At 53.5% G+C, this 24963-nt stretch carries 25 protein-coding genes; 11 read left to right on the top strand and 14 right to left on the bottom strand.

Translation table 11 applies throughout. The features are described from left to right. Positions 1 to 74: 74 nt before the first annotated feature. The 4 genes from F7231_RS09125 (at position 75) to F7231_RS09110 (ending at position 2577) form a co-directional block, all read left to right on the top strand. A complete protein-coding gene (locus tag F7231_RS09125) occupies positions 75 to 776 on the top strand; it encodes a head GIN domain-containing protein (protein WP_085410758.1) in 702 nt (233 codons plus the stop codon). Positions 777 to 788: 12 nt separating this feature from the next. Further along, the gene (locus F7231_RS09120) at positions 789 to 1499 is read left to right on the top strand and encodes a head GIN domain-containing protein (protein ID WP_166691693.1); all 711 of its coding nucleotides are present in this window, start codon (positions 789 to 791) and stop codon (positions 1497 to 1499) included. A gap of 152 nt (positions 1500 to 1651) precedes the next feature. Then, a complete protein-coding gene (locus tag F7231_RS09115; protein WP_229365012.1) occupies positions 1652 to 2020 on the top strand; it encodes a hypothetical protein in 369 nt (122 codons plus the stop codon). A gap of 251 nt (positions 2021 to 2271) precedes the next feature. After that, positions 2272 to 2577: a rhodanese-like domain-containing protein gene (locus F7231_RS09110; RefSeq protein ID WP_166691692.1), complete on the top strand. Its 306-nt coding sequence runs from the start codon at positions 2272 to 2274 to the stop codon at positions 2575 to 2577. Between the two features lie 72 nt (positions 2578 to 2649). Here F7231_RS09110 and F7231_RS09105 read toward each other — a convergent pair whose 3' ends face one another. From F7231_RS09105 to F7231_RS09070, 8 genes are all read right to left on the bottom strand, one after another. Then, the gene (locus F7231_RS09105; RefSeq protein WP_166691691.1) at positions 2650 to 4062 is read right to left on the bottom strand and encodes an MBL fold metallo-hydrolase; all 1413 of its coding nucleotides are present in this window, start codon (positions 4060 to 4062) and stop codon (positions 2650 to 2652) included. A 98-nt stretch (positions 4063 to 4160) separates the two neighbouring features. Further along, positions 4161 to 4646 carry a YeeE/YedE family protein gene (locus F7231_RS09100; protein ID WP_166691690.1) on the bottom strand — a complete coding sequence of 162 codons (486 nt, stop codon included), beginning with the start codon at positions 4644 to 4646 and terminating at the stop codon, positions 4161 to 4163. Positions 4647 to 4658: 12 nt separating this feature from the next. Continuing rightward, positions 4659 to 5231, bottom strand: a complete 573-nt coding sequence (locus F7231_RS09095; RefSeq protein ID WP_166691689.1) for a YeeE/YedE family protein — start codon at positions 5229 to 5231, stop codon at positions 4659 to 4661. A 268-nt stretch (positions 5232 to 5499) separates the two neighbouring features. Continuing rightward, positions 5500 to 6480 (bottom strand): c-type cytochrome, encoded by a 981-nt coding sequence (locus F7231_RS09090; protein ID WP_166691688.1) that lies wholly within the window; start codon positions 6478 to 6480, stop codon positions 5500 to 5502. 107 nt (positions 6481 to 6587) lie between these two features. Continuing rightward, complete coding sequence (gene trxA / locus F7231_RS09085; protein WP_085410751.1) at positions 6588 to 6911, bottom strand: thioredoxin; 324 nt, start codon at positions 6909 to 6911, stop codon at positions 6588 to 6590. Further along, positions 6880 to 7116 carry a hypothetical protein gene (locus F7231_RS09080; RefSeq protein ID WP_166691619.1) on the bottom strand — a complete coding sequence of 79 codons (237 nt, stop codon included), beginning with the start codon at positions 7114 to 7116 and terminating at the stop codon, positions 6880 to 6882. Before F7231_RS09080 ends, trxA begins: the two co-directional genes overlap by 32 nt. Positions 7117 to 7403: 287 nt before the next feature. After that, the gene (locus tag F7231_RS09075) at positions 7404 to 7616 is read right to left on the bottom strand and encodes a YgaP family membrane protein (protein ID WP_166691687.1); all 213 of its coding nucleotides are present in this window, start codon (positions 7614 to 7616) and stop codon (positions 7404 to 7406) included. Between the two features lie 108 nt (positions 7617 to 7724). Beyond that, positions 7725 to 8363: a Crp/Fnr family transcriptional regulator gene (locus F7231_RS09070; RefSeq protein WP_166691686.1), complete on the bottom strand. Its 639-nt coding sequence runs from the start codon at positions 8361 to 8363 to the stop codon at positions 7725 to 7727. A gap of 179 nt (positions 8364 to 8542) precedes the next feature. Here F7231_RS09070 and F7231_RS09065 point away from each other — a divergent pair, with 179 nt between their 5' ends. Continuing rightward, positions 8543 to 9043 (top strand): c-type cytochrome, encoded by a 501-nt coding sequence (locus F7231_RS09065; protein ID WP_229369758.1) that lies wholly within the window; start codon positions 8543 to 8545, stop codon positions 9041 to 9043. 6 nt (positions 9044 to 9049) lie between these two features. Here the strand turns inward: F7231_RS09065 and F7231_RS09060 are convergent, their stop codons facing one another. From F7231_RS09060 to egtB, 3 genes are all read right to left on the bottom strand, one after another. Next, positions 9050 to 10072: an SDR family NAD(P)-dependent oxidoreductase gene (locus F7231_RS09060; protein ID WP_229369756.1), complete on the bottom strand. Its 1023-nt coding sequence runs from the start codon at positions 10070 to 10072 to the stop codon at positions 9050 to 9052. 67 nt (positions 10073 to 10139) lie between these two features. Next, positions 10140 to 11135, bottom strand: a complete 996-nt coding sequence (egtD, locus tag F7231_RS09055; protein ID WP_166691685.1) for an L-histidine N(alpha)-methyltransferase — start codon at positions 11133 to 11135, stop codon at positions 10140 to 10142. A 17-nt stretch (positions 11136 to 11152) separates the two neighbouring features. After that, entirely contained in the window at positions 11153 to 12331 is a 1179-nt protein-coding gene (gene egtB, locus F7231_RS09050) for an ergothioneine biosynthesis protein EgtB (RefSeq protein ID WP_166691684.1), read from the bottom strand. 218 nt (positions 12332 to 12549) lie between these two features. On the opposite strand from egtB, the gene F7231_RS09045 reads away from it, so the two are divergent. The 4 genes from F7231_RS09045 (at position 12550) to F7231_RS09030 (ending at position 17476) form a co-directional block, all read left to right on the top strand. Next, positions 12550 to 13035 carry a DUF4385 domain-containing protein gene (locus F7231_RS09045; RefSeq protein ID WP_085410744.1) on the top strand — a complete coding sequence of 162 codons (486 nt, stop codon included), beginning with the start codon at positions 12550 to 12552 and terminating at the stop codon, positions 13033 to 13035. A gap of 42 nt (positions 13036 to 13077) precedes the next feature. Further along, complete coding sequence (locus F7231_RS09040; protein ID WP_166691683.1) at positions 13078 to 14523, top strand: ATP-binding cassette domain-containing protein; 1446 nt, start codon at positions 13078 to 13080, stop codon at positions 14521 to 14523. Positions 14524 to 14645: 122 nt separating this feature from the next. Beyond that, positions 14646 to 15527 carry a bifunctional 5,10-methylenetetrahydrofolate dehydrogenase/5,10-methenyltetrahydrofolate cyclohydrolase gene (locus tag F7231_RS09035; protein WP_166691682.1) on the top strand — a complete coding sequence of 294 codons (882 nt, stop codon included), beginning with the start codon at positions 14646 to 14648 and terminating at the stop codon, positions 15525 to 15527. An 89-nt stretch (positions 15528 to 15616) separates the two neighbouring features. Next, positions 15617 to 17476 (top strand): family 10 glycosylhydrolase, encoded by a 1860-nt coding sequence (locus tag F7231_RS09030; RefSeq protein WP_166691681.1) that lies wholly within the window; start codon positions 15617 to 15619, stop codon positions 17474 to 17476. Positions 17477 to 17540: 64 nt separating this feature from the next. Here the strand turns inward: F7231_RS09030 and F7231_RS09025 are convergent, their stop codons facing one another. After that, the gene (locus F7231_RS09025) at positions 17541 to 18365 is read right to left on the bottom strand and encodes a PepSY-like domain-containing protein (RefSeq protein WP_166691680.1); all 825 of its coding nucleotides are present in this window, start codon (positions 18363 to 18365) and stop codon (positions 17541 to 17543) included. Between the two features lie 235 nt (positions 18366 to 18600). Beyond that, positions 18601 to 21585, bottom strand: a complete 2985-nt coding sequence (locus tag F7231_RS09020) for a TolB-like translocation protein (RefSeq protein WP_166691679.1) — start codon at positions 21583 to 21585, stop codon at positions 18601 to 18603. Positions 21586 to 21877: 292 nt separating this feature from the next. On the opposite strand from F7231_RS09020, the gene F7231_RS09015 reads away from it, so the two are divergent. Together F7231_RS09015 and F7231_RS09010 are read left to right on the top strand one after the other, a co-directional pair. After that, a complete protein-coding gene (locus F7231_RS09015; RefSeq protein WP_085410739.1) occupies positions 21878 to 22453 on the top strand; it encodes a DUF4136 domain-containing protein in 576 nt (191 codons plus the stop codon). Between the two features lie 124 nt (positions 22454 to 22577). Next, the gene (locus tag F7231_RS09010) at positions 22578 to 23822 is read left to right on the top strand and encodes an ABC transporter permease (RefSeq protein WP_166691678.1); all 1245 of its coding nucleotides are present in this window, start codon (positions 22578 to 22580) and stop codon (positions 23820 to 23822) included. A 112-nt stretch (positions 23823 to 23934) separates the two neighbouring features. On the opposite strand, the gene F7231_RS09005 is transcribed toward F7231_RS09010, so the two are convergent. Continuing rightward, complete coding sequence (locus tag F7231_RS09005) at positions 23935 to 24843, bottom strand: TraB/GumN family protein (protein WP_229369753.1); 909 nt, start codon at positions 24841 to 24843, stop codon at positions 23935 to 23937. Positions 24844 to 24963 lie beyond the last annotated feature (120 nt).

The raw sequence follows: 24963 nt of genomic DNA, 5'->3' as shown, positions 1-24963 counted from the left end.
GGCCGTTTGTCATAAATGACTGCAACCTTTCAGAGCAGTCCTGCATCTTACGGCTACAGACATCCAGACAACTCATGAAAACGCCTTTACTGATTACCTACCTGGCAATAAGCCTTACTTCATGCCTGTCGGCGCAAAGTGTAAAGCGAGACCAAACCTTTGCGGGTATTTCTGCCCTTGATGTGAGTGCGGGTATCAGCGTGTACCTAACTCAGGGCAACACCGAATCGGTACGCATAGAAGCCAAAGGGTTGGAAGAAGACGAGATCATCTCTGAACAGCGTGGCAATAAACTTGTGCTCTCGATTCGACGGGAAAACGGCTGGAAAGGTATACTGGGAGGCAAAAATTCTGTCAAGGCCTATGTGACGGTGAAAAACCTGACCAACATCGACGTATCGTCGGGGGCCGAGCTAGAGGGTGAAACCAACCTGGTTGTAAATGATCTGGCGCTACATACCAGCAGTGGCGCCGACGTGGAACTGGACGTGAAGGCGAACCGGCTGACGGTGTCAGTCAGCAGCGGAGCCGATGTAACGCTGCGTGGGTCGGCGGGTAAGCTAACCGCTTCGTCATCGAGCGGTGCCGATTTGAATGCCGACAAACTGATTGCCGACATCTGTTATGCTGACGCATCGGGCGGGGGCGATGCGCGGGTATATGGACAGAAAGAGCTTTACCTGCGGGCATCGGGCGGGGGCGACGTAACCTATCGCGGCCCCGGGCAGTTAGTAAGTCGTAAAACCTCCGGTGGAGGTGATATTAACCGGGATTAATTGCGTGAACCTATGAAAACTTCATTTTCTGGCCTGATCGTGGCCCTTTTTGTCTCAGTAGCCAGTCAACTGGCTGCTCAGGATATCACATTGAATCCAACAGTGTCGAACTTCTCGGCGCTGAAGGTAAGCACAGGCGTGCAGGTTTTTCTGACACAGGGCGATGCGGAAGCGCTGCGTATTGAAGCGCGGGGTTTTGATAAGGAAGACATTATTGCCGACGTTGAGGGCGGTGAGTTAAAACTTGGCGTGAAGCTGCAAGGCTGGTTAGGTAATAATAAAGCCGATCGAAACACGAATCGGTACATAAAAGCCTACCTAACAGCCCGGCAACTAAGCGACATCGTTGTGTCGTCGGGGGCACAACTGACTGGCGAAACCCCATTCAAAGCAGAAAAAATTGGCGTAGCCGCAAAATCAGGAGCAACGGTTACACTGGCACTGAATGCAACAGATATAGAATTAAGTTCAGGTGCCGGATCCACAGCTACCCTGACCGGGTCGGCAAAAACGGTTAGTGCCTCGGCCTCAGGTGGTGCAACGATCGAAGCCAACAAACTAATTACGGCGACCTGCCAGGCTGAAGCGACCAGTGGTGCCAGCGTGCGGGTGTACGCCGAAAACGAACTCTTTCTGAAAGCATCTACGGGGGGTAGCGTCAACCACAGCGGCCCCGGCCGCATCGTGAGCCGCAAAACGTCGCTCGGTGGCAGTGCCAATTAACAGAAGTCCCGTTGATGAGTCGCGTAAACGCAGTTACCGCAGCGGCTTGGCTCTGTGGTAACTGCGTTTATAGCCATACATAGTATCTTTCTACCAAGAACGCAGTGGGGCTGACTGACATCGAACCCGGTATTTTGCCCATAGTTGAGGCAATGAATCGAACTGGGTTAATACACACATTTTCGAGTTGCGAAGGGCATTTCACCCCCGACGAGCAACGGATGCGCGACCGAAACCATGCAGAAGTTCGATTCCTGCCTGCGATAGCGGACCTGCCTGCCGGTAGTCAACTTATCGATACCTGGCTGGGTACGTTACTGGCTCGGTTCAAAGCCCGGCACGGCATTATGCCGGTTACAGCGGTGGGATATAAGCTGTTTACGCCCATTGACGAGGAGACCGTTGAAGAAACCTATGTACTTGAACTACGCCCGTTCAACCGGTTCGATCAGCCTGCAACCAAACGGGCCGACATTGATCGGGCAAGCCAGCAACTGGCTCATCTGATTGCAATGGGTTAATTTCTCTCACCGTCTTTCGCGCTGATAGGCCGACTCATCAATGCTTATTCGTTTATAGTGCTTAACGATGCAGGTACAATGGCAACTAAGCGAACAACTGACGTAGGTCAGAACTAAGTTTGTCTCTTCAGGCAATTGATCCAGGCTACACGTCGCTGAAAACCTACCAGTACCCCGTTGCGTGATAAATATCACAGATACTAAACTGGCAGCCAGTGAGATTTACATCATCAATTTAACGAGCAATCCAGATGATGAATTTAATCAAAGCTGTCTTTGGCAGTGGAAAGAACAGCCAGATCACAGATGTGATCGCGCAGGGAGGTGTGATTATTGACGTGCGCTCACCGGGTGAGTTTGCCAGCGGCCACGCCTTTGGGGCCATAAATATTCCGCTCGACCAGTTGGAGGCGAAGATGTCGCAGATCAAAAGTTATAAAAAGCCGCTTGTATTGTGTTGTGCGTCAGGCGTGCGAAGCGCAAGGGCTAAGGCGTTACTAACGGGTCAGGGAATCACCGGGTTGTATGATGCCGGTAGCTGGCGTACCCTACGCTAATTGGTACAGATGGTCATTGGGTAGTTATGCGTCGTACACCATATGACTACCCAATGACCATCTGTGACATCATCACAACATCGTTGTTGGACACACATAATCGGTTAGTTGTAGCTTATCGGTTTGCTTAATCGCTTCAAAGCCACCTGCTACGTCAATCAGATTGGTAAAACCGCGTGCCCGCAGTATGGAGATGGCTATAATTGAGCGGTATCCACTGCCGCAATACACGTAATACGACTTGGTGCGGTCGATGCGTACCATATTTTCGTTAATGAAATCCAACGGGAAGCTTACCGCATTAAGTACGTGTTCTGAGTCGAACTCGCTTTTGCGGCGGACATCGAGAAGAAGAGACTCCGGGTTTTCTGTCGCTAACCTGGCAAACTCATCGGCAGAAATCGACTGAAGACGGTCGATCTCCCGACCGTCGGCTTTCCAGGCCTCGAAGCCGCCTTTCAGATAGCCTATACAGTTATCGTACCCTACACGCGCCAGTCGTAAAACAGCCTCTTCTTCGTTGCCTTCGGGGGTAACGAGCAGAATGGGTTGGTTCAGATCAGATATAAGCGTACCGACCCAAGCGGCAAACTGACCATCCAGCCCGATGTTAATCGAGTTTGGAATATAGCCATGCCCGAATGTCTGTCCAGGCCGAACGTCAAGAATCAGGGCATTTTCCTCGTTGGCGGCCGCTTCAAAAGCAGCGGGCGATAGCGCCTGTGTTCCCTGACGAATGGCCGCATCGACACTGCCGTACCCCATTTTATTTATTACCGCATTTTTAGGGAAATATTGGGGTGGTGGCACCAGACCAACGGTTACTTTCCGAATGAACTCTTGTTTGGTTTGGGCGCGTAGTGCGTAGTTGACCCGTTTCTGATGACCCAGGGTATCCGTCGTTTCGTTACTCATGTTTTTACCGCAGGCCGATCCGGCACCGTGGCCGGGATAAATAATGACCTCGTCGGGTAGCCCCATTAGTTTAGTATGCAGACTATCGTAGAGATAACCCGCCAGGTCTTCGCGCGTGAGGTCGGTCTTTACAGCTAGATCAGGGCGACCCACATCGCCGACAAAGAGGGTATCGCCGGTAAAGATGGCTGTTTCTTTACCGGCCTCGTCGAGTAGCAGGTACGTGGTCGACTCCATCGTGTGGCCAGGGGTATGCAAGGCCTTGATCGTTAGCTTACCAATGGCGAAGCTTTCACCGTCTGCGGCAATATGTGCCGTATAGCCGGGCTGAGCCGTAGGGCCGAAAACAATGATTGCCCCTGTTTTTGCCGCCAGATCCAGATGGCCCGATACAAAGTCGGCGTGAAAATGCGTCTCGAAAACGTACTTGATCGTGGCTCCGTCTTTGGCGGCCCGTTCCAGGTAGGGTTTTGTTTCGCGGAGTGGATCGATGATCGCTGCTTCGCCCTCTGATTCGATGTAATAAGCGGCCTCAGCCAGACAACCGGTATAAATTTGTTCTATGTTCATGACCTAATCGGGTGTTAAATTGATAGGTCAAAAGTGGTAGTCTGGCTATGCTGGTTCCGTGATATATGTTACAAACTGCAGTTGATTATCATCAGGTTTTAGTGTGGTAACCTACCGCGAACTAACCCATATACCCAGGTACCGGCAATGGCACTTAGCAGGGTCGCAAGTACGGCAACGTGCCCACTACCGATCTGTGCGAATAGCGGACCCGGGCAAGCACCGGTAATAGCCCAACCCAGTCCGAAAAGCAGCCCGCCGTAGATCTGCCCTTTATGGAATTTTTTAGGGTGAAACTCTACCGTCTCGCCCGCCAGCGTTTTAATATTGAACCGTTTGATCAGCCAGATTGAGGTCATGCCAACTACAATAGCTGAGCCGATTACCCCGTACATATGAAAACTTTGCAGACGGAACATCTCCTGAATTCGAAACCACGAAATGATTTCGGCCTTTACGAAGACAATGCCAAACAGGATGCCGACAACCAGGTATTTCGTATTGGCAAAACCTGTTTCGGGCTTTTTTATGTCGTTGGGTGCATCGCACGCCAGCACATCGGGGAATTCATTAATCTGTTGCATAACGAGCGGTAATTAAACGTACTTCAGAATAACCGGTAAAAGCAGGTAAGTCATGGCAAACCCACCGATCATGAAGCAGCAGGTTGCCACTACCGACGGCCACTGTAGGTTCGAGATACCCATTATGGCATGTCCCGAGGTGCAACCACCAGCCCAGCGTGTGCCGAAGCCAACCAGAAAGCCACCAAAGACGAAGAAGATCAGTCCCTTAATGGTGAACAGGTTTTCGGTGGCGAACAGGTCTGCTGGCATCAATCCCGAGAAGTCCCGGATGCCCAGCGCCTGTAGGTCGGCCATTGTTGCGGCTGATAGCTGGAAGGCATAGGGATTTGCCAGAAAATAGGTTGCCACAAAGCCGCCAATCAACGTACCCAGTACAAAAAGTAAATTCCAGATTTCTTTCCGCCAGTTGTAGTGGAAAAACGGAATATGGGCCGGCAGGCAGGCCGCACAGATGTGTCGTAATGATGAAGAAATGCCGAATGATTTGTTGCCGATCAGCAATAAAGTTGGTACAGTTAGTCCAATCAGCGGCCCAGCCACATACCAGGGCCAAGGCTTACGGATAAGGTCAATAAAATCCATTTGGTCAGATAAAGCAATAGGTACAAACCCAGTCTTGAAGCGCAGTAATTGCCTGCAACAGGTGGCGCGGGCAACGTGCCTAATAATACATAACAGTTGTGTACCGAATCCGTTCAGGAATTGGTACATACGCGCTGGAAAATGAGGGTATACCTGGTGGCCGCTAAGCGGCGCTCTAAACGACCAGCAAGCGGCATAATTAACCAGCTGTCACAAAATTAGGCTGCCGTAAACCGCCCCTGTGTGACAATTGGTACATAACCAATGACTATCGACTGGCCTTGTGCTGATCCTGCCACTTTTTTATGGGGGCAAACGGCCCGTACTTATGCTGTTCCTCCGGAAATGGATCTGTGTAGGGGCCAAATGGATGATCGATGGGTTTGCCAGCCAGGTTTGGCCAGTCGTGCCGTAAATCTTTAGTCGGGCGGGGCATCGATTCAATGTAGGCAGCAATATCCCAAGCCTCGTCGTTGCTTAGTAGAGGCGTTTCCCAACTGGCACCCAACGGCATGTTGGTTTTAATGTACCCCGCCAGCCGCGAGATCCGGAACAGGCCTGCCCCCTGATTGTAACTCTTGGATCCCCATAATGGTGGGTACGTATATTCAGTACCATCAGGAGCCACGACTCCCTGCCCGGTAGCACCGTGGCAGGTCACGCATTTTTGTTTGTAAAGCCGCTTACCCAGCGCAGGGCTGGCCGCCCGGTCTAGGTAGGGAAGGGGCCAGATACCCGTTCCTTTGGGCAGGTCGCCTTTGGGTACATCCTGGCCCACGGAGATAATGTAAGCAACGAAAGCTTTCATCTCCCGACTGTTGCTATCGAGGGCTTTTCCGTTTAGGCTACGCTCAATGCAATCATTTACCCGCTTCACTACGTTTTCAACGCTGCCTGATCGTTCGCGGAATTTAGGATAGGTAGCCGCCACAGCCCGGTAGTTATTTCCCCAGAATTTGGTGCCAGCATCCAGATGGCAGTTTTGGCAATTCATGCCGTTCGACAGGCGGGCTACTTTTCCCCGCGGCCCCAGGTACGTTGCCGTATGGGTGACTAGCTCTTTACCATATTGAACGAGGGCCGGGTCGTTATAACTTGAATGCCGGGCTGCGGCAAGCATTTTACCGCGCGGCTTATCTCCGGTAGTTGATAACCCAGCCAGGGTAGCCGTACAGAACAGGCCAGCAAGCAGCATTGAAATGCGGCGCAGCGCCCCAATACTTCTGTCAATGTGACCGTCTGTTAGCATAATTGGGAAATGGTTAATTAGAATGGTTGCTTTAACAGTCATAATTAACCATTTCCCAGCACAAACCACTAACTGATCCAGGCATTTGGGCTATCTGTGTTCAAAACTTAGGCCATAGACGCACCAGCCTGCATGAGCACCTGCTCTAGTTGCTTAGCCGATACCACTCCCGATTGCCGCCAAACGATCTGGCCTCTTTTAAAGAGAATTAGCGTGGGTACTCCCTGAATTCGGTACGTGCTGGCCGCAGCAGGGCTTTTATCGATGTCGATTTTTAGCACACGTACCCGATCACCCATGCGTGAAGCAAATTCTTTAAGAATGGGAGCCATCGTTTTACAGGGGCCACACCACTCGGCGAAGAAATCGACGAGCACCGGCGTTTCGCCCTGAATAAGCTCACTGAAGGGTTGTCTTTTTTGCGTTTCCATAACGGCGATAGATGGTTAGTATCAGTTCAAGTCCTGAATCGACAAGCAGGAAACCCATTATACTACCCCAAGCCAACATCGTTTGCCAATGTGACTGAATGGGACAGTGGCCCGTAAGGCAACCGATCTTGTGCCAATACAGGTAACCGCCAAGTGCGCCAGCCACTACACCGGTCGCTTTGAGCCAGTCAGCGTACTTCGTCATACTCAACCTTTCTGGCTTCATTGGGTGTGGATCTTCGCGAGACGGAAACACCGCAACCAACTGCGCCGCAACCTGTATTGGTAACGACTTGAAGCAGCAAAAATCCACCAACAAGGCCTAGCCATGGCTGCTGATCTGCAAATGCGCTCCAGATAATGCCAATGCCAGCTACAAGCCGGATAATACGCATAACTCCCCCGTTTTTCTTGTTAATTGTGCTCATGTCATAGTTGTGGCAACTAATTATAGCTGTATGGAATAAGCCGGTTAGAGCTAACCAATCAGTGCTACGATACTTTCTGCTGCGAATTTGTATGAATACCGAAGGGAAGGTACAATGGACAAGTACCAACCAGACTGGTCAGTAGAAACACCCCAGCCACTACCAGACTTGCGATGCCCCATACGCCCGACGTAGTGCCAGTAGCGAACAAAACCAGGAGGCCGATAGCGATGACGACGCGAATTGCTCGGTCAAGTGAACCCATATTCTTTATCATGACGGTCTTTTTTCTACGAAGAAACGAGGTTTCTTTACCTCAGTCTGTGATAAAAATCACACACGTCACTGTCTGTCAACAGCTTACAATAGGCAATCTTGGAATAAGCTATGTGAGCACAGTGATTTTATTGCGCATCAGCTTGACCTGCCCTGCCTTCTCAAACTGTTTCAGCAAGCGGGAAATAACCTCACGGGACGTGGCCAAATCCTGCGCGATCTCTTCGTGGGTAATTGACAAAACCGTACACTGACAGCTTTGTGTTTTCTTCTGTAGGTAAGTTGTCAGGCGATCGTCGAGCTTATGAAAAATCACTTCATCAATGGTCGCAAGCAAATTATCGAACCGTTTTTGGTACGTCTGGAAAACAAACTGCTTCCAGGATGAATATTGACACATCCAACTGTCAACGTTAGCGACAGGTATGGCAATAAATTCGGTTTCCTCTTCCACAACAGCTGTAACTTCGCTTGGCTTGCTACCCATGCAACAGGTGAGTGATATGGCACAGGCGTCCAGATCACCCAGGTAATAGAGTAAGGCTTCGCGCCCATCACGGTCGGGCCGCATGATCTTGACTGAGCCGCTGATGATGATGGGGACTGACCGGATGAACTCGCCTGGCCGAATCAGGTACGTGCCAACCGGGGCAACTTTGTGCTGGCCAACCTCCGCCAATTCCTGAAGCAATGCATACTCGAACTGGCCTTTGAGGGTTGCCTGTAAAAAATCAACGGTTGGTTTCATGCCTTGTTTGCGATCTGTATTACGGAGTCTGCTCAACAACACAAAACCGGTCAGTCGAGTTGCTGGCAAGGCGCTACACGGGCAGGCCAAAAAGGAGGATAGCTTGCTGATTTTTGTCAGGTTGTGCTATAAGTTGCCGCCTACATTTGCGTACTTGTAGGCTATAAACCTCTCATCCGATGCTCGATTATAACCAACTTAGAACGCTGCTCATGGTCCTGTATGGACTGGCCGTTACTGTGGCACTTATGTTTTTAATGATGATTTTACTTGCCTGGCACATGCCGGCGAGTGACCAACTGGTAGCGCAGGTTGGAGCGTCGGCCGGTGGTACTCCAGTGCCGACCTCAGCGCCCAAGGTACTTTCAGCCGATGCACTGGCGGGTAAGGCTGTTTTCGAGGGGAATTGCGCAGCTTGCCATAGCGTTGGCTCTGACAAGCTGCTGGGACCTGGACTCGCGGGCGTCCGTCTGCGGGCGCCGGGCGAAGCCTGGTTGCAGAAATGGATTCGTAATTCGTCGGCCGTAATTGCTAGCGGAGATGTGTATGCCGTCAAGATTTTCAACGACAACGGCAAAATTCAGATGACTTCGTTCGCCTCCCTGACTGATCTCCAGATCAAGCAGGTGCTGGACTACGTCGATTCGCAAAATGTACCGGTCGTCCTGATGGTACAATGAACTTCGTTAGATCAATTCGTTATTGTGCTGGGCAGCTTCTTCGGTAAGGGTGGTCAGCGCACTTTGCGTTAGCGGTGTTTCCAGATCTTTACCCTCCCGGCGCAGGCTATTCTGGCCATCGGGCGATGGGTCGGGAAGTAATGCGTTGATAAAGGCGAGGGCATCGGTGGTGAGGCCGGGAAAAAGCCCATGCACGGCCCCGGCAAATTTGGCGGGCAACGATACAATGCGCTCCGCTTCGCCATACCGGGCTGCTTCGATAATCTCAGACGCTACTTTTTCGGCGCTCAACGATAAGCCGGGCAGCGAATCGCCGATCTTAAACCAAGCATATTCTTTCTCATGCTGTCCCCGAACCAACGCCTGCCGCGGGCTGCCCGTGCGAATCAGGCCGGGGCAAATGGTGGTGACGAAAATATTGTCACGGGCCACTTCGGCACGTAGCCCCTCCGAATAACCGACGAGTGCAAATTTGCTAGCCGAATAAGGCAGCAGGTGCGGAATGGCTACTTTACCTCCAAATGAGGCAATGTTGATGATCCGTCCCGCCTGTCGGGCCTGCATATCGGGCAATACGGCATTGGTGGTGTGATAAGCCGCCCAGAAGTTGGTATTCATCGAATCGTGAAAATCATCGTCGGTCGTGTTGGCGTAAGGCCCGGCCATGATTACACCCGCATTGTTAATCAGCACGTCGACGGGGCCGAGTTGTTGGCCTACGGCGTCAAAGAAGCTGATTAGTTGCTCTTTGTTGGTCAGGTCGCAGCGATGAATGTAGACGTCAACGCCATAAGCACGTAGCTCGAGTGCCGCGGCGTCGAGCGTTTCCTGGGTGCGGGAGCAGATCGCCAGTCGAGCTCCTTCGCGCGCCAGTTGCCGGGCCAGTACCAACCCCAGCCCGCGCGACCCACCCGTGATCACCACAACTTTATCTCGAAAATCGATTTTCCGATTGCGGCGTTGCAAGGCCCGGACGGCCATAAGAGCGCCCACACCGACTGCACTCCAGAGCAATGTATTCTTTGCCATAACCTCAGCTGTTTACAGGGAAACAACCCCTGTTGAGTAGCGGCGCGGGAAGTGACTCAGCGGCCCGTTAGTTTTTTGTATACACAACATCGGCAAAGTAATGGCGGCAGTCGGTGAACCAGTGCGATTGCGAGAATCCGGTCTGTTCGGCCAATTGATCGATGCCTTCGCGGGTAAATTTCCGGGAGATTTCAGTGTGAATAATCTCGCCGTAATCGAATGATATGGCCATGTCCAATGCCCCGATAGTGACTGTTTGCCTGGTCTGGCTCACCAGGTAACTACGCGCTTCGCCCCGCTCGGGGTCATACACCTCGTAATGGTCGAAGTTGACCAGATTGAAGTCAGCGTCGAGCTCGCGATTGATTCGGCGGAGCAGGTTCAGGTTGAACGCTTTGGTCAGGCCCTGCCGGTCGTTGTAGGCGGCATGAATTACGGCGGGATGTTTTTGCAGGTCGAAGCCCGTCAGCAGCAGATCACCGGGGGCCAACGAGGCCGACAATTGAGCGTAGAAGGCTACGGCATCATCAGGCGTGAAATTTCCAATGTTCGATCCCAGGAAAAGAACAACTTTCCGGGGTGGGTTCGTGCCCGTGTAGGTACGTTGCGCAATACTAGCCAGCGCGTCGGTATAGTCGCCATGTTGGGGCGTGACGGCAAGCGAAGGAAGTTTGTGGGCCAGATCTTCCGTTAGTTCATCCAGTGCTGTGTCCGAAATATCGACCGGCGAGTAGGTGAAGCGGGCATTCTGGGCTACAAAATGGGTGAGCAGCACTTTTGTTTTCAGGCCATCACCTGCGCCGAGTTCAATCAGATCAAACGGGCGGTTACCGGCGGTGAACAGGCTGAGCCACTGATCTTTGTAGTTATCGATGATCTCGTACTCACTGCGGGTGAGGTAGTACTCGGGTAGGTGCATGATCTCGCTGAAGAGCCTGCTTCCCTCGGCATCGTAGAAAAAGCGCGATGACAACCGTTTGGGTTGTTGGGTCAATCCTGTGCGTACCTCCGCGGCCAGGGCCGTGCTGATCAGCGATGTTGTTTCGGTATGGTCTGTAAGCATATTGTCGAAGGGGGTGACTATAGATTCACCAGCCGGATACCGGTGTATTGCCACTGTTTATCGGGCTGGAAGAAGTTACGATACGTTGGTCTTGACGAGCCGGGCGGGGTAGCTACTGAGGCGCCCCGCAGCACCATTTGGCCGCTCATGAACTTGCCGTTGTACTCACCAACCGCCCCTGGCACCGTTTTGAAACCGGGATAAGGTAGATAGGCCGATGAGGTCCACTCCCAGCGTTGTCCCCAGTTCAGGTTGCCCTGTAACGCGGCGGTTTCCCACTCAAACTCTGTCGGGAGACGCATGCCCCGCCAGCGGGCATAGGCGTCGGCCTCGTAGAAATTGACGTGGCTGACCGGTGCATCCAGGTTAATTGGCTCCAAACCGGCGAAGGTGTAGTGATGCCAGGTTCCGTCGGTGTGGTGCCAGTATAGCGGCGCTTCGGCCTTGTTGGCATTCACCCAGGCCCAGCCATCGGCCAGCCAGTGCTGAAACTGTTTGTATCCCCCCGCTTCCATGAAGGCCAGGTACTCCGCGTTCGTCACCAGATTACCCGCCAGCGTGGTGTCGTTGAGGTAAACCTTGTGTACCCCCAATTCATTGTCGAAGCAAAAGGTATCGCCTTGATAACCAATGGTATAAATCCCTTCGGGCGTCACGATGGCCTTGCCTGACTGCTCTGGTTCGTGCTCGAAAACGGGGATGTCAAGCGCCGGAAAAAGAGGATTATGGCCCAGCGTATATTTGATGTCGGTAATCAGCAGTTCCTGATGCTGCTTTTCGTGTTCGAAGCCCAGCACGATCAACGATTCCAACTCGGCAGACAGCTCATTGTCGGTCAGGAAACGGGCCATGTGCTCGTCTACATAGTCGCGGTAACGGTACACGTCGGCTACGGTTGGGCGGCTCAGGTTGCCCCGCATCGTGCGTAGCGTACGCCGGCCAACGGTTTCGTAATAACTGTTGAAAACGAAGTTGAACTGGTTGTTGAAGACTTGGTAGCCAGGTAGGTTCGGAATCAGAACGAATGTTTCCCAGAACCAGGTCGTATGGCCCAGATGCCATTTCGGTGGACTGGCATCGGCCATGGGCTGCACCACAAAATCTTCGGTTTCCAGTCCTGCACATAGTCGCACCGACTGATCACGTACCTGATGGAAAGCCCGGGTCAGGGGCGTTGTGCTTGTTTCCTGTAGCATACTGTAAGCGGCTAAAAGAGCCGTGGCGGCTTTATGATGGGTGAGGGCCAGCGTACATTGTGGCACCAGCTGGCCTGGTCGCTATACTGCAAACTACAGGCGGCCTGGATAGTATGCAGAAAGCAAAAAAATAATACGGAGCGGACCACACGCGCAGATGAGATAACCGTTCAGAGTCAGCCACGTTATGAAGTTATTGATACGACCACCACAACGACATGCCAACCCCAAAACCCAACTACTACGACATCGACTTCCGGCAGGAACCCGAAAAATACCGGGTCAGTGTAGGTGAAATGGGGGTTCTTACGGCTATGCCATACAAGGCTGAGATATTACCGTTTTGGCGATTCAAAGACCCGGATGTAGCCCGCGAATCGTCAGAGAAAATTTACCAGCTCTTTCTGGATTACAAGGCTAACAACGATTTCATCGGCATGGACATGGCCCGGAAGTTTCTACAGATGGGCTATACCCGATCACGGCGGTATGCGAACCATAAGGGCGGGAAGAAGTATGACGGCCCGGTACCTGATGATAAAAAAGGGCAGTCGGGCGCGCATGGCCGGGCGCAGCTTCCGCGGAGTGAAGAAGACCCGGTGAAAGCAGAATCGGCCCGGATTTTCTACGCCAAATACCTCGAAGCCCGCGAAGACCCCGAGTATAAACGTCAAAAAAAGGAATGGCAGGAAAAATATGGATGAAGGTTCCGATGTTTGTGGATCGCTCCGTCGTACTTCTTTCTCATGCTCATCCAACTTATTAACGCCAGCTTCCGCAATCCGAAAAATACAACGTACCCACCCGTCAACTTTACTCTTGCCGGCGGGGAAAACTGGGCCATCATGGGTCCGTCGGGCTCGGGAAAAAGCCTGTTGCTGGATGTATTGGCGGGGCGGATGACGTTACAGCGTGGTCAGCTCTTTCATCCGGTTGGCCCACTTAAAACTACGGTCGAACTGGTTGCGCGTGATTATTCGTTCGACTGGCGCATTGCCAGTGCGGCTCAGTTTTACCAGCAACGCTACAATACCCAAACCGTCGATACGGCCCCAACAGTCCGCGACGTCTTGCAGGGGCAGGTCCGTCCCACCGGCACCATTGACCTGGCTTCGGCTCCCGTACCGCCACCCGCCTACAGCGAAGCGTGGATGGCCGATATTGCCACGCAACTCAACATAACGTACCTGCTCGACCGGCGGCTAACGTCGCTGTCTAACGGCGAAACCCGCCGGACGCTGCTGGCACGTTCCCTGCTGAAACGACCCCGCGTGTTGCTGCTCGATAATCCGTTTGTAGGACTCGATACCGATAGCCGTGCTCAGCTTCACGCCATTATTAACCGGGTGGCGCAATCTGGGGTGTCTCTGGTAATGGTAGTCGATGAGCGCGACGTACCTGCGTGTATTACCAACCGGCTGGTGCTTGGGGCGGGGAGCTTGGGGCAAGGGGCACGGGGCTTGGAGTTACCCCAAACTCCAAGCCCCGTGCCCCTTGCCCCAAGCTCCCCGCCCTTTACCTACGCCGTGCGGATGCGGAACGTGACCATTCGGTACGGTGATAAAACGGTGCTGCACGGCATTGACTGGACAGTGCAGCGGGGCGAAAAATGGGCGCTGCTGGGCGCCAATGGCTCCGGGAAAAGCACGTTACTTAGCCTGATAACGGCCGACAATCCGCAGGCTTATGCCAATGATTTCGACCTGTTTGATCGGAAGCGCGGTACCGGCGAAAGCATCTGGTCGATCAAAGCGAAAATCGGGTTCGTTTCGCCCGAACTGCATCTGTATTTCCCCCGCCAGATAAAGGTGTGGGATGTGGTGGCATCGGGCCTGTTCGACACGATGGGGTTGTTTCGGAAACTGACGCCCGAGCAACGTACCCAAATCGAAGCCCAACTCCGGCAACTCCGCCTCGATCACCTGCGCGATCAACCCTTGGCGGCCCTGTCGGTAGGGCAGCAGCGGTGGGTGCTGCTGGCTCGCGCGCTCATCAAAAATCCACCATTACTGGTACTCGACGAACCCACGCAAGGCCTCGACGCCGAACAAACGGCTCAGTTCCGTTCGCTCGTTGAGCAGCTTTGCGCCGTGAATCCGGATCAAACGCTGATTTATGTAACGCATTACCTCGACGAATTGCCGGCCCCAATCACCCATACCCTTCGCCTTGATGCTGGACGAATTGTGTGAACTCACATACCGCGGCCTTCAGTCAGCATTTTACTAACAAATGCTGACTGAAGGCCGCGGTATGTGAGTTACCTGATCTATTCTTTGCGACCTTTGCGGCTTCAACCGGCAGACAACATCCCATGATTCTTTTAGACGGTAAACTCCTTTCTGCGCAGATCAAGCAGGAAATAGCGGCTGAGGTCGCACAGATTAAGGCTAATGGCGGTAAAATTCCGCACCTCGTGGCGATTCTTGTCGGCACCGCCGGACGGTCGGAAACCTACGTGGCCAGCAAAATGAAAAGCTGCGAAGAAGTCGGTATGCACTCGACGCTGATCCGGTTCGATGATGACGTGACCGAAGCCGAGCTACTCGCCGCCGTTGATAGTGTCAACAAGAACCCCGACATGGATGGCCTGATCGTGCAATTGCCACTACCCAAGCAGGTTGATCCCGACAAGGTGATGGAAGCGATCGACCCCGCCAAAGACGTCGACGGGTTCCACCCAACCAACGTGGGTCGCATGGCGAAAGGCCTGCCTGCCTATGTATCGGCCACACCGCAGGGTATTCTGGAAATGCTGAAACGGTACGATATTCCAACCAGCGGCAAACATTGCGTAGTGGTAGGCCGCAGCCAGATTGTGGGTCTGCCTATGAGCATTTTGATGCAGCGCAACGGCTATCCCGGTAACTGCACCGTCACGCTGACCCACTCGAAAACACAGAATCTGGCCGAAATCTGCCGGACCGCCGATATCCTGATCGCTGCCCTCGGCAAGCCCGAATTCGTTACTGCCGATATGGTGAAAGACGGTGCCGTGGTCATCGACGTGGGCCTCGAACGGGTACCCGACGCGAGCAAGAAAAGCGGCTTTGCTCTGAAAGGCGATGTGAAATTTGACGAGGTAGCACCCAAAACCAGCTACATCACCCCCGTTCCCGGAGGCGTTGGCTTAATGACAATCTGCTCACTAATGCAAAACACCGTTAAAGCCGCCCGCCGCGAAGTGTACGGGTAAATTTGACCCGCTGATCGCTCACTCGCCAAAGCAAATTAGCACGCAGACGTAATACGCTGATCAGCCATGTGGATTCATTCTCAACGTGTATGAAAATACCTTTCCGGAAAGCTGCTTTTCTTTACCTGTTCATTTTTCTTCAGATTGTCCTGCTTATTTCCACGCTTTCCATCGCTCAAACGCCACCAAAGCGGGAGTTTCGGGCGGCCTGGATTGCAACGGTATCGAATATCGACTGGCCGTCGCGGCCGGGGCTGACGGCCGATCAGCAACGGGCTGAGTTGATCACAATTCTCAATCAGCACCAGCAGGCTGGGCTCAATGCCGTAGTAGTGCAGGTACGTAGCGTATGTGATGCCCTGTACCCAAGTGCGTTGGAACCGTGGGCCGAGGTGCTGTCGGGTAAGCAGGGGCAATCGCCGGGGTACGATCCGCTGGCGTTTATGCTGGCCGAGTGCCGTAAACGGGGTATGGAGTTTCACGCCTGGTTCAACCCCTACCGGGCCGTGTCGAACGTTCAGATCGCCCAGCTTGATCCGAACCATGTGGTGCGGAAACATCCGGAGTGGTTGCTGGCGCAGGGTACGTTGCGGGTGCTGAACCCCGGCCTGCCGGCTGTGCGCAACTATGTCACGAGCGTAATCATGGATGTGGTTCGCCGCTACGACATCGACGGCGTTCATTTCGACGATTACTTCTACCCGTACCCACCTGCTTCCGGCCCATCGTTCAACGATGATTCGACCTATACGGCCCTGAACCGGGGCATAACCAGCCGGGCCGACTGGCGGCGTGACAACGTCAATCTGTTCGTAAAGCAAGTGGCTGACAGCCTTCGGGCGGTGAAACCCTGGGTGAAGTTCGGCATCTCACCGTTTGGCATCTGGCAGAATAAAAGCACAGCGCAACCACTTGGCTCGGCCACCAGCGGACTGCAGAGTTATTCGGACATTTATGCTGATGCGCGGCTATGGGTGCAGGCGGGCTGGCTCGATTACATTGCCCCGCAACTGTACTGGAACATCGGACTGGCCGCGGCCAACTACGACGTGCTGGTGCCGTGGTGGTCGGCCGTAGTGCAGGGAAGTCCGTCGACGGCGGGAATCAATCGGCATTTGTACATTGGGCAGGCGGCGTACCGGGTGGGCGTGCCTACCGAAAATGCTACCTGGAATCAACCGGGGCATATGCCCGCGCAACTTCGGCTCAACCGCCGGACGGTGGGTGTGCAGGGCAGTATTTTCTACAATACCACGACCCTGAACAGAAATCCCCTCGGCCTGCGCGATAGTCTCCAGACAACGGCATTCTACGGTCGGCCAGCCCTGCAACCCGCCATGCCCTGGAAATTGGGTACGGTACCGCCGGCGCCAACGCAGCTGATCGCCCAGCGGCTGGGAAACACCGTTCAGCTTCGCTGGCAAAAACCGACGACCGGCTCCGGCGAACTGGAACGTGTTTGGCAATACGTGATTTACCGCTTCAACAACGGACAGGCTGCGTCGACAGAAGATGCTACAGCGATTCGGGCGATAACGGTCAACGACACCACGGCTTTCACGGACAACAACGTACCTGCGGGGCAGGTGGTGCGTTACTTCGTTACGGCTCTGACACGGTTGCATGCCGAAAGTCCGGCAACGAACCTGGTTACCGCCGATCCACTGCTGGCTACCGAGCCGGTCATGAGCCGTCTTGATTTGCGTTTATCGCCCAATCCCGTGTCGAACCGGGTGCAGATCGAGTATGAGCTGCCAACGGACAGCAACGTGACGCTGCTCATTCGCGATGCATCGGGCCGGGTGGTCACTCAATTGCCTGATCAGCAACAGGAAGCCGGTTCGTATCACATTTTCTACAACACCAATGCGTTGCCCAACGGCGTGTATTATGTGGTGCTGCAAGCCGACGGCCAACGCCTGGCCCGGCGACTCTTGGTAACGCACTAAGGCTTGGTTAAACACCCCGGCGGTCTGCCGTTGCGTCTAACCAGGCCTTGTTTACTCCATTTCGTTACTTCCGGCCTTTCCGAACCTGAATAAATGTGCCATCGGCAGCGAAAGTCAGTTCGGCAATCTGGCCACTACTTTGCTGGATAATCACTTTAAACTGGCCTGTTGGGTTTTTGCCCGCCAGTTTAATTGTTGACCCGGCGTAGTTGGTCGTAATGTAGCTAGTGATGGCGGCGGGTAGAGTAGCGGCATCCACCACGCTGTAATTACCTTTCAGACCGCGGACTACTTCCTGCGCAAATGTACCATCTACGTTGAACAGCAGCGCCTTACGGGTTGTGCCGTCAGCCAGCGTAACCATGACAATGTACCCCCGTGTGGCGTCTTTGCCCGCTACGTTGATCGTTGACCCCGCATAATTCGCCGTGATGTACGACGTAATTGCGGCGGGCAGATCGGCTACGGCTACCTGAGCCAGGCTATCGCGACCACGTCCAAATCCACCGGGACCATGTCCGCCGGGGCCTTTACCTCCCGGACCATCGCGTAAGGCCAGTTCTTTGTTGAACGTACCATCGGCGTTGAAGAGCAGTGTGGTGCGGGCCGAGTTCTGCGTAATGGCCACCAGGAAATTCCCCGCGTCATCTTTCGCAGCATAGTCGATGGTAGCACCGGCATACGATGCGCTGATGACCGACGTAATCGCGGCGGGTAACTCGGTTACGGCGATCTTGGTGATGTTCTTACGGCAGTGGAAACCGGTGGTGTCGCCACCCAATCGGGCAGACGAAATCGTGCTGTCTTCGGGAACTACCTGCGAGTTGTTGCAACCCCAGAGTGTAAGGCCCAGTAGGGCAATGAGGCTAAAAAAATACGTCGTTTTCATTGGTATAATGCGTTGATTATAGCCCAGATTACGACGGTCTTATTTCGATCGTTGCAGCGATTTACACTTTTTTTTGAGACACAATTTTTTTGAATTCACTACGTTTTATCGCGCCCGCCAGCCGTCGTATAGCCTATAAAAAGTGATCGATTTTTAGTTAAGTGTTTGAATAATAGTTAGTTGACTTTTTGTCCTCAGAGTCGAAGTTGGAAGTGATGACAACCTGAGTCAACTACTAAAACCCAATATCCAGCACCAGCGGCTGCAACAGATAGTACCCGGTCCGGATGCTGTATGTGGTGCGCAGCCCCAACTCCAGTGGGGTGCGGAGGCGTAGTGGATTAAAGACAAACGAAAGGTCAGCCCCAACGGTCCAGTCATAGGAACTGAAGGGCACAAGGGCGCGCGCAACGCCCCGTGTGTCATATTGTACCAGCTTGCTGTTGCCCCGGGCGTAATCGGTGAAAATACCACCCTTTATGCGCTGAATATAGAGCAACCGGGTAAGCGACAGGTGCATGTCGGCAAGGGGGAGCCGGTAGTCGCCGCCCACGACCACCAGGTCGTCGAACGGGATGTAAGGCGCACCACGCGGGTACAGGACGCTTGCCTGGAAGCGGTACAGTTTTTGAGCGTCTGGCGTGCCCCACTGGTACTGATACGCCCCCCGTAGCTGCATGAAATGGTGCTTACCAATACCTGGCAGATACACGTTCAGGGCCGATCCCCACTGCATGCCAGTGAGTTCACCCGGCTGGGCGAAGAGTGTATGACGTACCTGCGTGCTTACGGCAAAACCCATCCGTGGGCCCACATCGCGGCGACTTTGGCGGAGGGTAAGGGCGTAATTGGCTCCGTATGTGGCTGTGTTCAGGTAGCCGTTCCCCGATTCGGTGAATGGTCGGCCCGGTAAATCATAGCCGTTGACCTGTAGAAAGCCGTAATAAGCCGACAGGTTGGCGCTCTGGTTGAACCGCGATTGGGTGAGTTGGAACGGTAACCGAACACCCGCCGATACCTGATTATACCGCCACGTATCGGTGCGCAGGCTATCAAGTGGATTTGCGCGGTCGAGGTAATACGAGGTACGTCGGTTGCCAGCCTGGAAGCCCAGATCAAACACGGGGTAAAGGCCCTGATAGCTCAGGTTTGCCGCAAAAGCACCTACTTGTTCGCTTTGATTGTAGGTATAACCTGCCGTAAGCTGTGTGGTGCCCAGCAAATCCTGCGACTGAAGACCGACGTTCAGCGCTTGCCCATTCGAGGAAAAAGCAGGTCCCCAACTGTAGATGTTCAGCGGGTGCGACAGGCGGCGGTACCGTTCGGGGGCCGATACTGGCGAAGGAGCCACCGAATCGGAGGCGATGGGGGGAATGGTCTGCGGACCAGCCTTGAGCAGCGGTCCGAAATAGCGGGTGGTTTGGTCAGGCGCCGCGCCGGGCTTGGCTACAGGTGGCCAGGTAGCGGGGTCGAGAGGCATTTCGGCAACACGGAATCCGTGCGTGTCGAAATCCTGAAAGGCGATCCACTGTCCCCTTGCGCTGCCCGACGAGATGGCGGCGTGATACGCGCCAAATGGCCGTGAGGTTACCTGCGACGTCTGCCCCGTAGCGACGTTTACCGCATAAATATTATCGATGCCCGACTGCGAGGAATTATATAGAATAAAGGCATTGGTGTAGGGCTGCGGATGGCTCAGGTTCGAATTTGAGACAGGCAGCAGCGCCCGTTTCTGCCCGTCTCGCGTGTCGATTAGTTCAATGGTTTTGCCTTCACTGGAGAGCGTCACGGTCACGATGGCGTCGTTGTTGAACCAGCGTGGATGAATGTACAGGTTGTTAGCCGGATTGGGTAGTACCGTTAGTTCGCGGCCTGTTTTGGTGTCGAGCACCACCAGTTGGGTCTGGTCATTTGTTTCATTACGAACGGCAATGAGCTTACTGTTGTCGGGCGATATGGCAACGGTCTTGTAGCGGCTGCGATGGGTCAGGCGAGTCAGTTTATCCGTTTCCAGATCAAGCACCCTGATTTCGGCAAATACCTGTTGCCCCCAGCGTGGGTCAATCCGGTTTTCGATCCAGCAGGCTTTTTGCGGAGTGGCCGACAGCAGGTCCGGACTTTCAAGGATAAGCCCCTGGGTGTACACGCGCTTTTCCTGTCCGTTGCGGGTTAGCAACACCAGTTGGCTGATGTCGCCGAGGCCGCTCTTAACGCAGAGAATGGTGCTGTCGGTCAGGTATTGCGGGTTACGGTAATTGGTAAAAACGGGGCGGGGTGTGGCAGCTTTTTCGGCCGAAACCGGGTACGTTGTCGCTGGGGTGATGGTCAGAGATTCCCGCTTTTTCGTCCAGGTGTCGATCAGGTCAGCCACCGTTTCGTTGTATAGATCATCGACCCGTGTGCCTTTCGGATTTTCCGCCGATTTAGTGCTCTGTTTTAACCCGTTCGAAAAAGAGAAGGGGTAAAAAGGAAACTGGGTGTAGATCCGGTTCAGCGACTTGCTCCAGGCGTCGGGGCCATAGGTACGCTTCAGTTTGGTAGTCAGGAAGTAACCCAGCTCGTAATGGTTAGGTACGTTGTCGCGAAACGACCCACCCACCGCTTTGGCGTAGCTGAAAGGTTTACGGGTGAGCAGGTTAGTCCGGGTATTCAGTTCAAAGGCCGGGAGCCGCCCCCGACCGCCAGTGGTCAGGATGGTTTCGGTACCTACGGCGTCACCTTCCAGAAACCAGCCCGGCGTAACAATCTGCGAAGGAAAACCAAGCCCCTGCGCACCCAGCAGCGTGTACAGAATTCGCCCATAACCTTGTAAGGCTTTTTCGTACTGCACCACGTGCCGGTATTCATGTACCGCCAGCAGGTCGAGCCAGTTCAACGTACCCAGCAAGGAAGGGTCTTGTGGTGGAGCGGTGAAGAACTCGCTTCGTCGTGGATAAAGCGTGGCAAACCCATTGCTAACGCTGGTCTGATTCTGCAAAATGACCGATAAGGGCCGTGGCCGCCGGTCGAGCCCAGCACTAACGGGCTCGTAGACTTGCTCGAGACGTTGTGCCGTACGCCGTGCAGGTTGCTCCAGCCCTTCGGGATAAAGTACGTTAAAATGAGGCGTTTGCACCCGATACCAGTGAAGCGAAGTCGGGTTTTGCGGCAGAATTGGTAAGGTCTGGGCCGTGGCTGACAAGGTTGCCAAAAGGGCAGCGACAAGAAGGCGGAATTGCATATAGCGAAGTACGTAAAAAAAGCCGTCAGCTAAGCAGATAAGAACGAATTGCAAGTTTCAGTAAACCGCCATTGACCGCTCCGAAAAACTCTTGATTTGTTGCCGCGCCACTGCTAGCCAGAGCAAACGATAATGAATTTCAAGTCCCGTTTGAGGCTTCGGTGGTGGCAGGTGTATGAGGCTTTTGGGCTGGTTGCCATCTGCTTTAGCTAATAGCCTTCTGTTACACTGTCTGCCAACCTTTTCAGTGAAAGTATTGTTAGTCTATAAAACAACAAGACTCAACGTACTAATGAAAAATGCACTCTTATTGCTCGCTGTTGTGGTGGGCTTCAGCGCCTGTGCGCCGCGTGTTGCGGTAGACAAGGCAAACGTCGATTTTTCGAAATACCGCACCTTCGCCTGGATGGATTCGGACGTGAAGGGATCGCAGAACCCGGTTTACTACAATCAACTGGCCACCGAGCAGGTTGAAAACACGGTTGCTGCTGAACTGGCCAAGAAAGGACTGAAAGAGGTAACTCGTCGGCCAGACCTGCTGCTAGGTTATCACTTTTTTGTTGAAGAGAAGACCCGCACAGTGACGACTAATAATGGCCCATACGGTTTTTATGGTCCGTTTGCCGGTTGGGGTCGTTGGGGTTATGCTGGTTGGGGACCAGGCTGGAATGGCTTCGGTGGCCCACAGTACACTCAGGAAAAGTATGAATCAGGTACCGTAGTAGTCGACATGGTTGATTCACGGACCAAACGCCTCATCTGGCGTGGTGCTGTACAGAACGCCGTGAGCGATCCAACCAAAATCAGCCAGAATCTGGCTAAGCAGGTTGAACGTATTGTGGAGCAGTTTCCGCAGATTCGCGGTTGAATCTAAGTTTTTAGTTTGAGGTTTGTAGTTTGGTGCGTGTAGTGGCGTTGCTAGTCGGTGAAAAGCTGGCCGAAGCAGTGCAACGGCGAACACCAAACAACAAACCTCAAACTTTTTTTACCAGTTGAATCTCCCTGTTTTTCTTGCCAGCCGGGTGCGTAATGCGCCGCTAGGCAGCTTTTCGGCCACCGTTACGCGGGTGGGTATTGCCAGCGTGGCCGTTGGGTTAGCCGTGTTGATTGTGGCGTTTGGCATTCTGTTTGGCTTCAAGCGGACCATACAGCAAAAGATATTCGCGTTTGGTGCCCATGTGCAGATCGTAAAGTTTTCCGGCAATGTTTCCTACGATGCGCCGCCCATCTCTATTGCCGACCCCGCTTTTGCCCGAATCAAGGCATTACCCGATGTGCGACATGTGCAGGGGGTAGCAACTAAAGCGGGCATTCTGCAAACCAGCGATGACCTGTCGGGGGTGGTGATGAAAGGCGTTGGCGTAGACTACGACTGGAAACTGTTTGGCGAGTCATTGGTAGCGGGTAAGCTGCCTAATTTTGATTCGGCCGCCACCAATGGATATTCCACGCAACTACTGATCAGCCGCACTATTGCCAATCAGCTACGGCTCGACGTAGGGCAGTCGGCCATCCTGAATTTTACAGGCCTTGGCGAAGGCGCAACCGGACTACGACCGCGCAAGATGACGGTGGTAGGGATCTACGAAACGGGGCTAGAAGAAGGCGATAAAACGTTTGTGATTGGCGACCGGCGACTTATTCAGCGCCTTAACAACTGGGGTGCCGATTCGGTAGGAAGTTACGAAGTGTTTGTACGTGACTTTGCCCAACTCGAGCAAACGTTCGTGAGCGTGCGGAATCAGGTGCCACCCGAGATGCGGGTTATCAAGGTGACCGATCAATACGGTATGCTTTTCGATTGGATGGTCTTACTCGATCGCAACACTGCCGTATTTATTGCGCTGATTTTGTTCGTAGCCTGCTTCAATATGGGGTCGGTTCTGCTGGTGCTGATGATGGAACGTACCCCGATGATTGGCTTACTCAAAGCCCTAGGCAGCCCCAACTCGCTGCTCCGACGCATGTTCGTGGTCGTGGGCCTGAACATCGTGGTATGGGGCCTACTTATCGGCAATGCCGTTGGGCTGGGTCTCTGCTGGTTGCAATACCAGTATAAGCTCATCCCGCTCGACGCCAAAAATTACTACATGAACTACGTTCCCATCGTCTGGGATTGGCCTGTTATCGGCCTCGTCAACCTCGCCATTGTAGCGCTCATCGCCGTAGCCTTGTGGATTCCCACCCTCATCGTTAACCGTATCGATCCGGTGAAGGCACTGGTGTTCAAGAAATGATCCTGAACTGAGATTTACTTGATTTGTAAGCCTGTCAGGAGGCTCTGCTTAAGGAACAACCGAAGCTGTAACTCCCATAAATCCTACAAATCAAGTAAATCCCGGTCCAGAATTAGCGTACTGCCTTTACGCTGTACCCTTGCTTACGTAAAAGGGCGATGACGCCTTTGTCGCCGCCGAGGTGACCAGCTCCGAAAGCGAAGAAGGTGGGTCTGGCAGTAGCGGCTTTTTCGATGACCGGAATCCAGTTCTGATTGCGCTTCTCCAGCAGGTCGGCTTCAAAATCCTCCAGGCCGTCGTATTTGCTGTCTTTCATCTGCTTCATCATCAAAGCCAGGTCCTGCGCTTTGTAAGCAGCCAGCATGTTTGCCAATTCCTGTTTAGCCTCGTCGGGCTTACGCGCCATCTCGACCAGCATGGCCACCTGCTTTTCCATCGGAATTTTTTCGAAAACGGCCATCTGGTCCTGGATCGTTTCTAGCCCCAATACCTCTTTCTTGTCCTTACTGGCCAGTTGCATCAGCGTCATGTCGTAAGAAGCCGGTTGGCAACCCAGGGCGCTTACGGTTAGAAACGAGTACAGGCCAATGGGCTTTATTGCTGTGAGTGCGGCCAGGCTCATGCCCGAATTTTTTTGCAGGTACGTGTCCAGCAATGTGTAATCGGCTGGTGATACGTAATCCTTGATGGTTTTGCCATTTGTGAACATCAGGCCCTGCATCATGGTGGCTTGCAGAGATGGGTCGTCCATGTCTACCTCCAGATACAACTGCTTGGTGTCGGTAACAGCCTTTTTCATCGCGTCAGTTATCACCAGATCGGCCGGGCAAACCAGGTGAAATGTACCGTAGAGGTAGGAGGGGGCCGTCAGGTTTTTGCCCGTTACTTCGTAGAGCAGGGCCTTGTCTGGCTGAGCAAAGGCGTTGGTAAATAGCGCAAAGAGAGCCGATAGGAGCGTGGCGGCTAGTTTCATAAAGAATGAGTTTGTTCCATCCGTACTTCGGACTTTAGTCCGTTTCATGGGTAAGTCCGGGCTGAAGTCCGTGGTACGGGCAAAGGTAATCCTATGTGGCGAGATGCTGTTTCACTGGCTCATAGTTTGGGATAAACGGCAGAAAGGATGGGACGAAACCGGTATCTT

The organism is Fibrivirga algicola (assembly GCF_011742925.1).
Lineage (GTDB): Bacteria > Bacteroidota > Bacteroidia > Cytophagales > Spirosomataceae > Fibrella > Fibrella algicola.
This window is presented reverse-complemented; position numbering and strand designations above follow the sequence as displayed.

What these genes read in the sequence shown, in the direction of transcription:
- F7231_RS09125 (WP_085410758.1), top strand. Translation starts at nt 75, where the DNA reads ATGAAAACGCCTTTACTGATTACCTACCTGGCAATAAGCCTTACTTCA.
- F7231_RS09120 (WP_166691693.1), top strand. Translation starts at nt 789, where the DNA reads ATGAAAACTTCATTTTCTGGCCTGATCGTGGCCCTTTTTGTCTCAGTA.
- F7231_RS09115 (WP_229365012.1), top strand. Translation starts at nt 1,652, where the DNA reads ATGAATCGAACTGGGTTAATACACACATTTTCGAGTTGCGAAGGGCAT.
- F7231_RS09110 (WP_166691692.1), top strand. Translation starts at nt 2,272, where the DNA reads ATGATGAATTTAATCAAAGCTGTCTTTGGCAGTGGAAAGAACAGCCAG.
- F7231_RS09105 (WP_166691691.1), bottom strand. Translation starts at nt 4,062, where the DNA reads ATGAACATAGAACAAATTTATACCGGTTGTCTGGCTGAGGCCGCTTAT.
- F7231_RS09100 (WP_166691690.1), bottom strand. Translation starts at nt 4,646, where the DNA reads ATGCAACAGATTAATGAATTCCCCGATGTGCTGGCGTGCGATGCACCC.
- F7231_RS09095 (WP_166691689.1), bottom strand. Translation starts at nt 5,231, where the DNA reads ATGGATTTTATTGACCTTATCCGTAAGCCTTGGCCCTGGTATGTGGCT.
- F7231_RS09090 (WP_166691688.1), bottom strand. Translation starts at nt 6,480, where the DNA reads ATGCTAACAGACGGTCACATTGACAGAAGTATTGGGGCGCTGCGCCGC.
- trxA (WP_085410751.1), bottom strand. Translation starts at nt 6,911, where the DNA reads ATGGAAACGCAAAAAAGACAACCCTTCAGTGAGCTTATTCAGGGCGAA.
- F7231_RS09080 (WP_166691619.1), bottom strand. Translation starts at nt 7,116, where the DNA reads ATGACGAAGTACGCTGACTGGCTCAAAGCGACCGGTGTAGTGGCTGGC.
- F7231_RS09075 (WP_166691687.1), bottom strand. Translation starts at nt 7,616, where the DNA reads ATGATAAAGAATATGGGTTCACTTGACCGAGCAATTCGCGTCGTCATC.
- F7231_RS09070 (WP_166691686.1), bottom strand. Translation starts at nt 8,363, where the DNA reads ATGAAACCAACCGTTGATTTTTTACAGGCAACCCTCAAAGGCCAGTTC.
- F7231_RS09065 (WP_229369758.1), top strand. Translation starts at nt 8,543, where the DNA reads ATGCTCGATTATAACCAACTTAGAACGCTGCTCATGGTCCTGTATGGA.
- F7231_RS09060 (WP_229369756.1), bottom strand. Translation starts at nt 10,072, where the DNA reads ATGGCAAAGAATACATTGCTCTGGAGTGCAGTCGGTGTGGGCGCTCTT.
- egtD (WP_166691685.1), bottom strand. Translation starts at nt 11,135, where the DNA reads ATGCTTACAGACCATACCGAAACAACATCGCTGATCAGCACGGCCCTG.
- egtB (WP_166691684.1), bottom strand. Translation starts at nt 12,331, where the DNA reads ATGCTACAGGAAACAAGCACAACGCCCCTGACCCGGGCTTTCCATCAG.
- F7231_RS09045 (WP_085410744.1), top strand. Translation starts at nt 12,550, where the DNA reads ATGCCAACCCCAAAACCCAACTACTACGACATCGACTTCCGGCAGGAA.
- F7231_RS09040 (WP_166691683.1), top strand. Translation starts at nt 13,078, where the DNA reads ATGCTCATCCAACTTATTAACGCCAGCTTCCGCAATCCGAAAAATACA.
- F7231_RS09035 (WP_166691682.1), top strand. Translation starts at nt 14,646, where the DNA reads ATGATTCTTTTAGACGGTAAACTCCTTTCTGCGCAGATCAAGCAGGAA.
- F7231_RS09030 (WP_166691681.1), top strand. Translation starts at nt 15,617, where the DNA reads ATGAAAATACCTTTCCGGAAAGCTGCTTTTCTTTACCTGTTCATTTTT.
- F7231_RS09025 (WP_166691680.1), bottom strand. Translation starts at nt 18,365, where the DNA reads ATGAAAACGACGTATTTTTTTAGCCTCATTGCCCTACTGGGCCTTACA.
- F7231_RS09020 (WP_166691679.1), bottom strand. Translation starts at nt 21,585, where the DNA reads ATGCAATTCCGCCTTCTTGTCGCTGCCCTTTTGGCAACCTTGTCAGCC.
- F7231_RS09015 (WP_085410739.1), top strand. Translation starts at nt 21,878, where the DNA reads ATGAAAAATGCACTCTTATTGCTCGCTGTTGTGGTGGGCTTCAGCGCC.
- F7231_RS09005 (WP_229369753.1), bottom strand. Translation starts at nt 24,843, where the DNA reads ATGAAACGGACTAAAGTCCGAAGTACGGATGGAACAAACTCATTCTTT.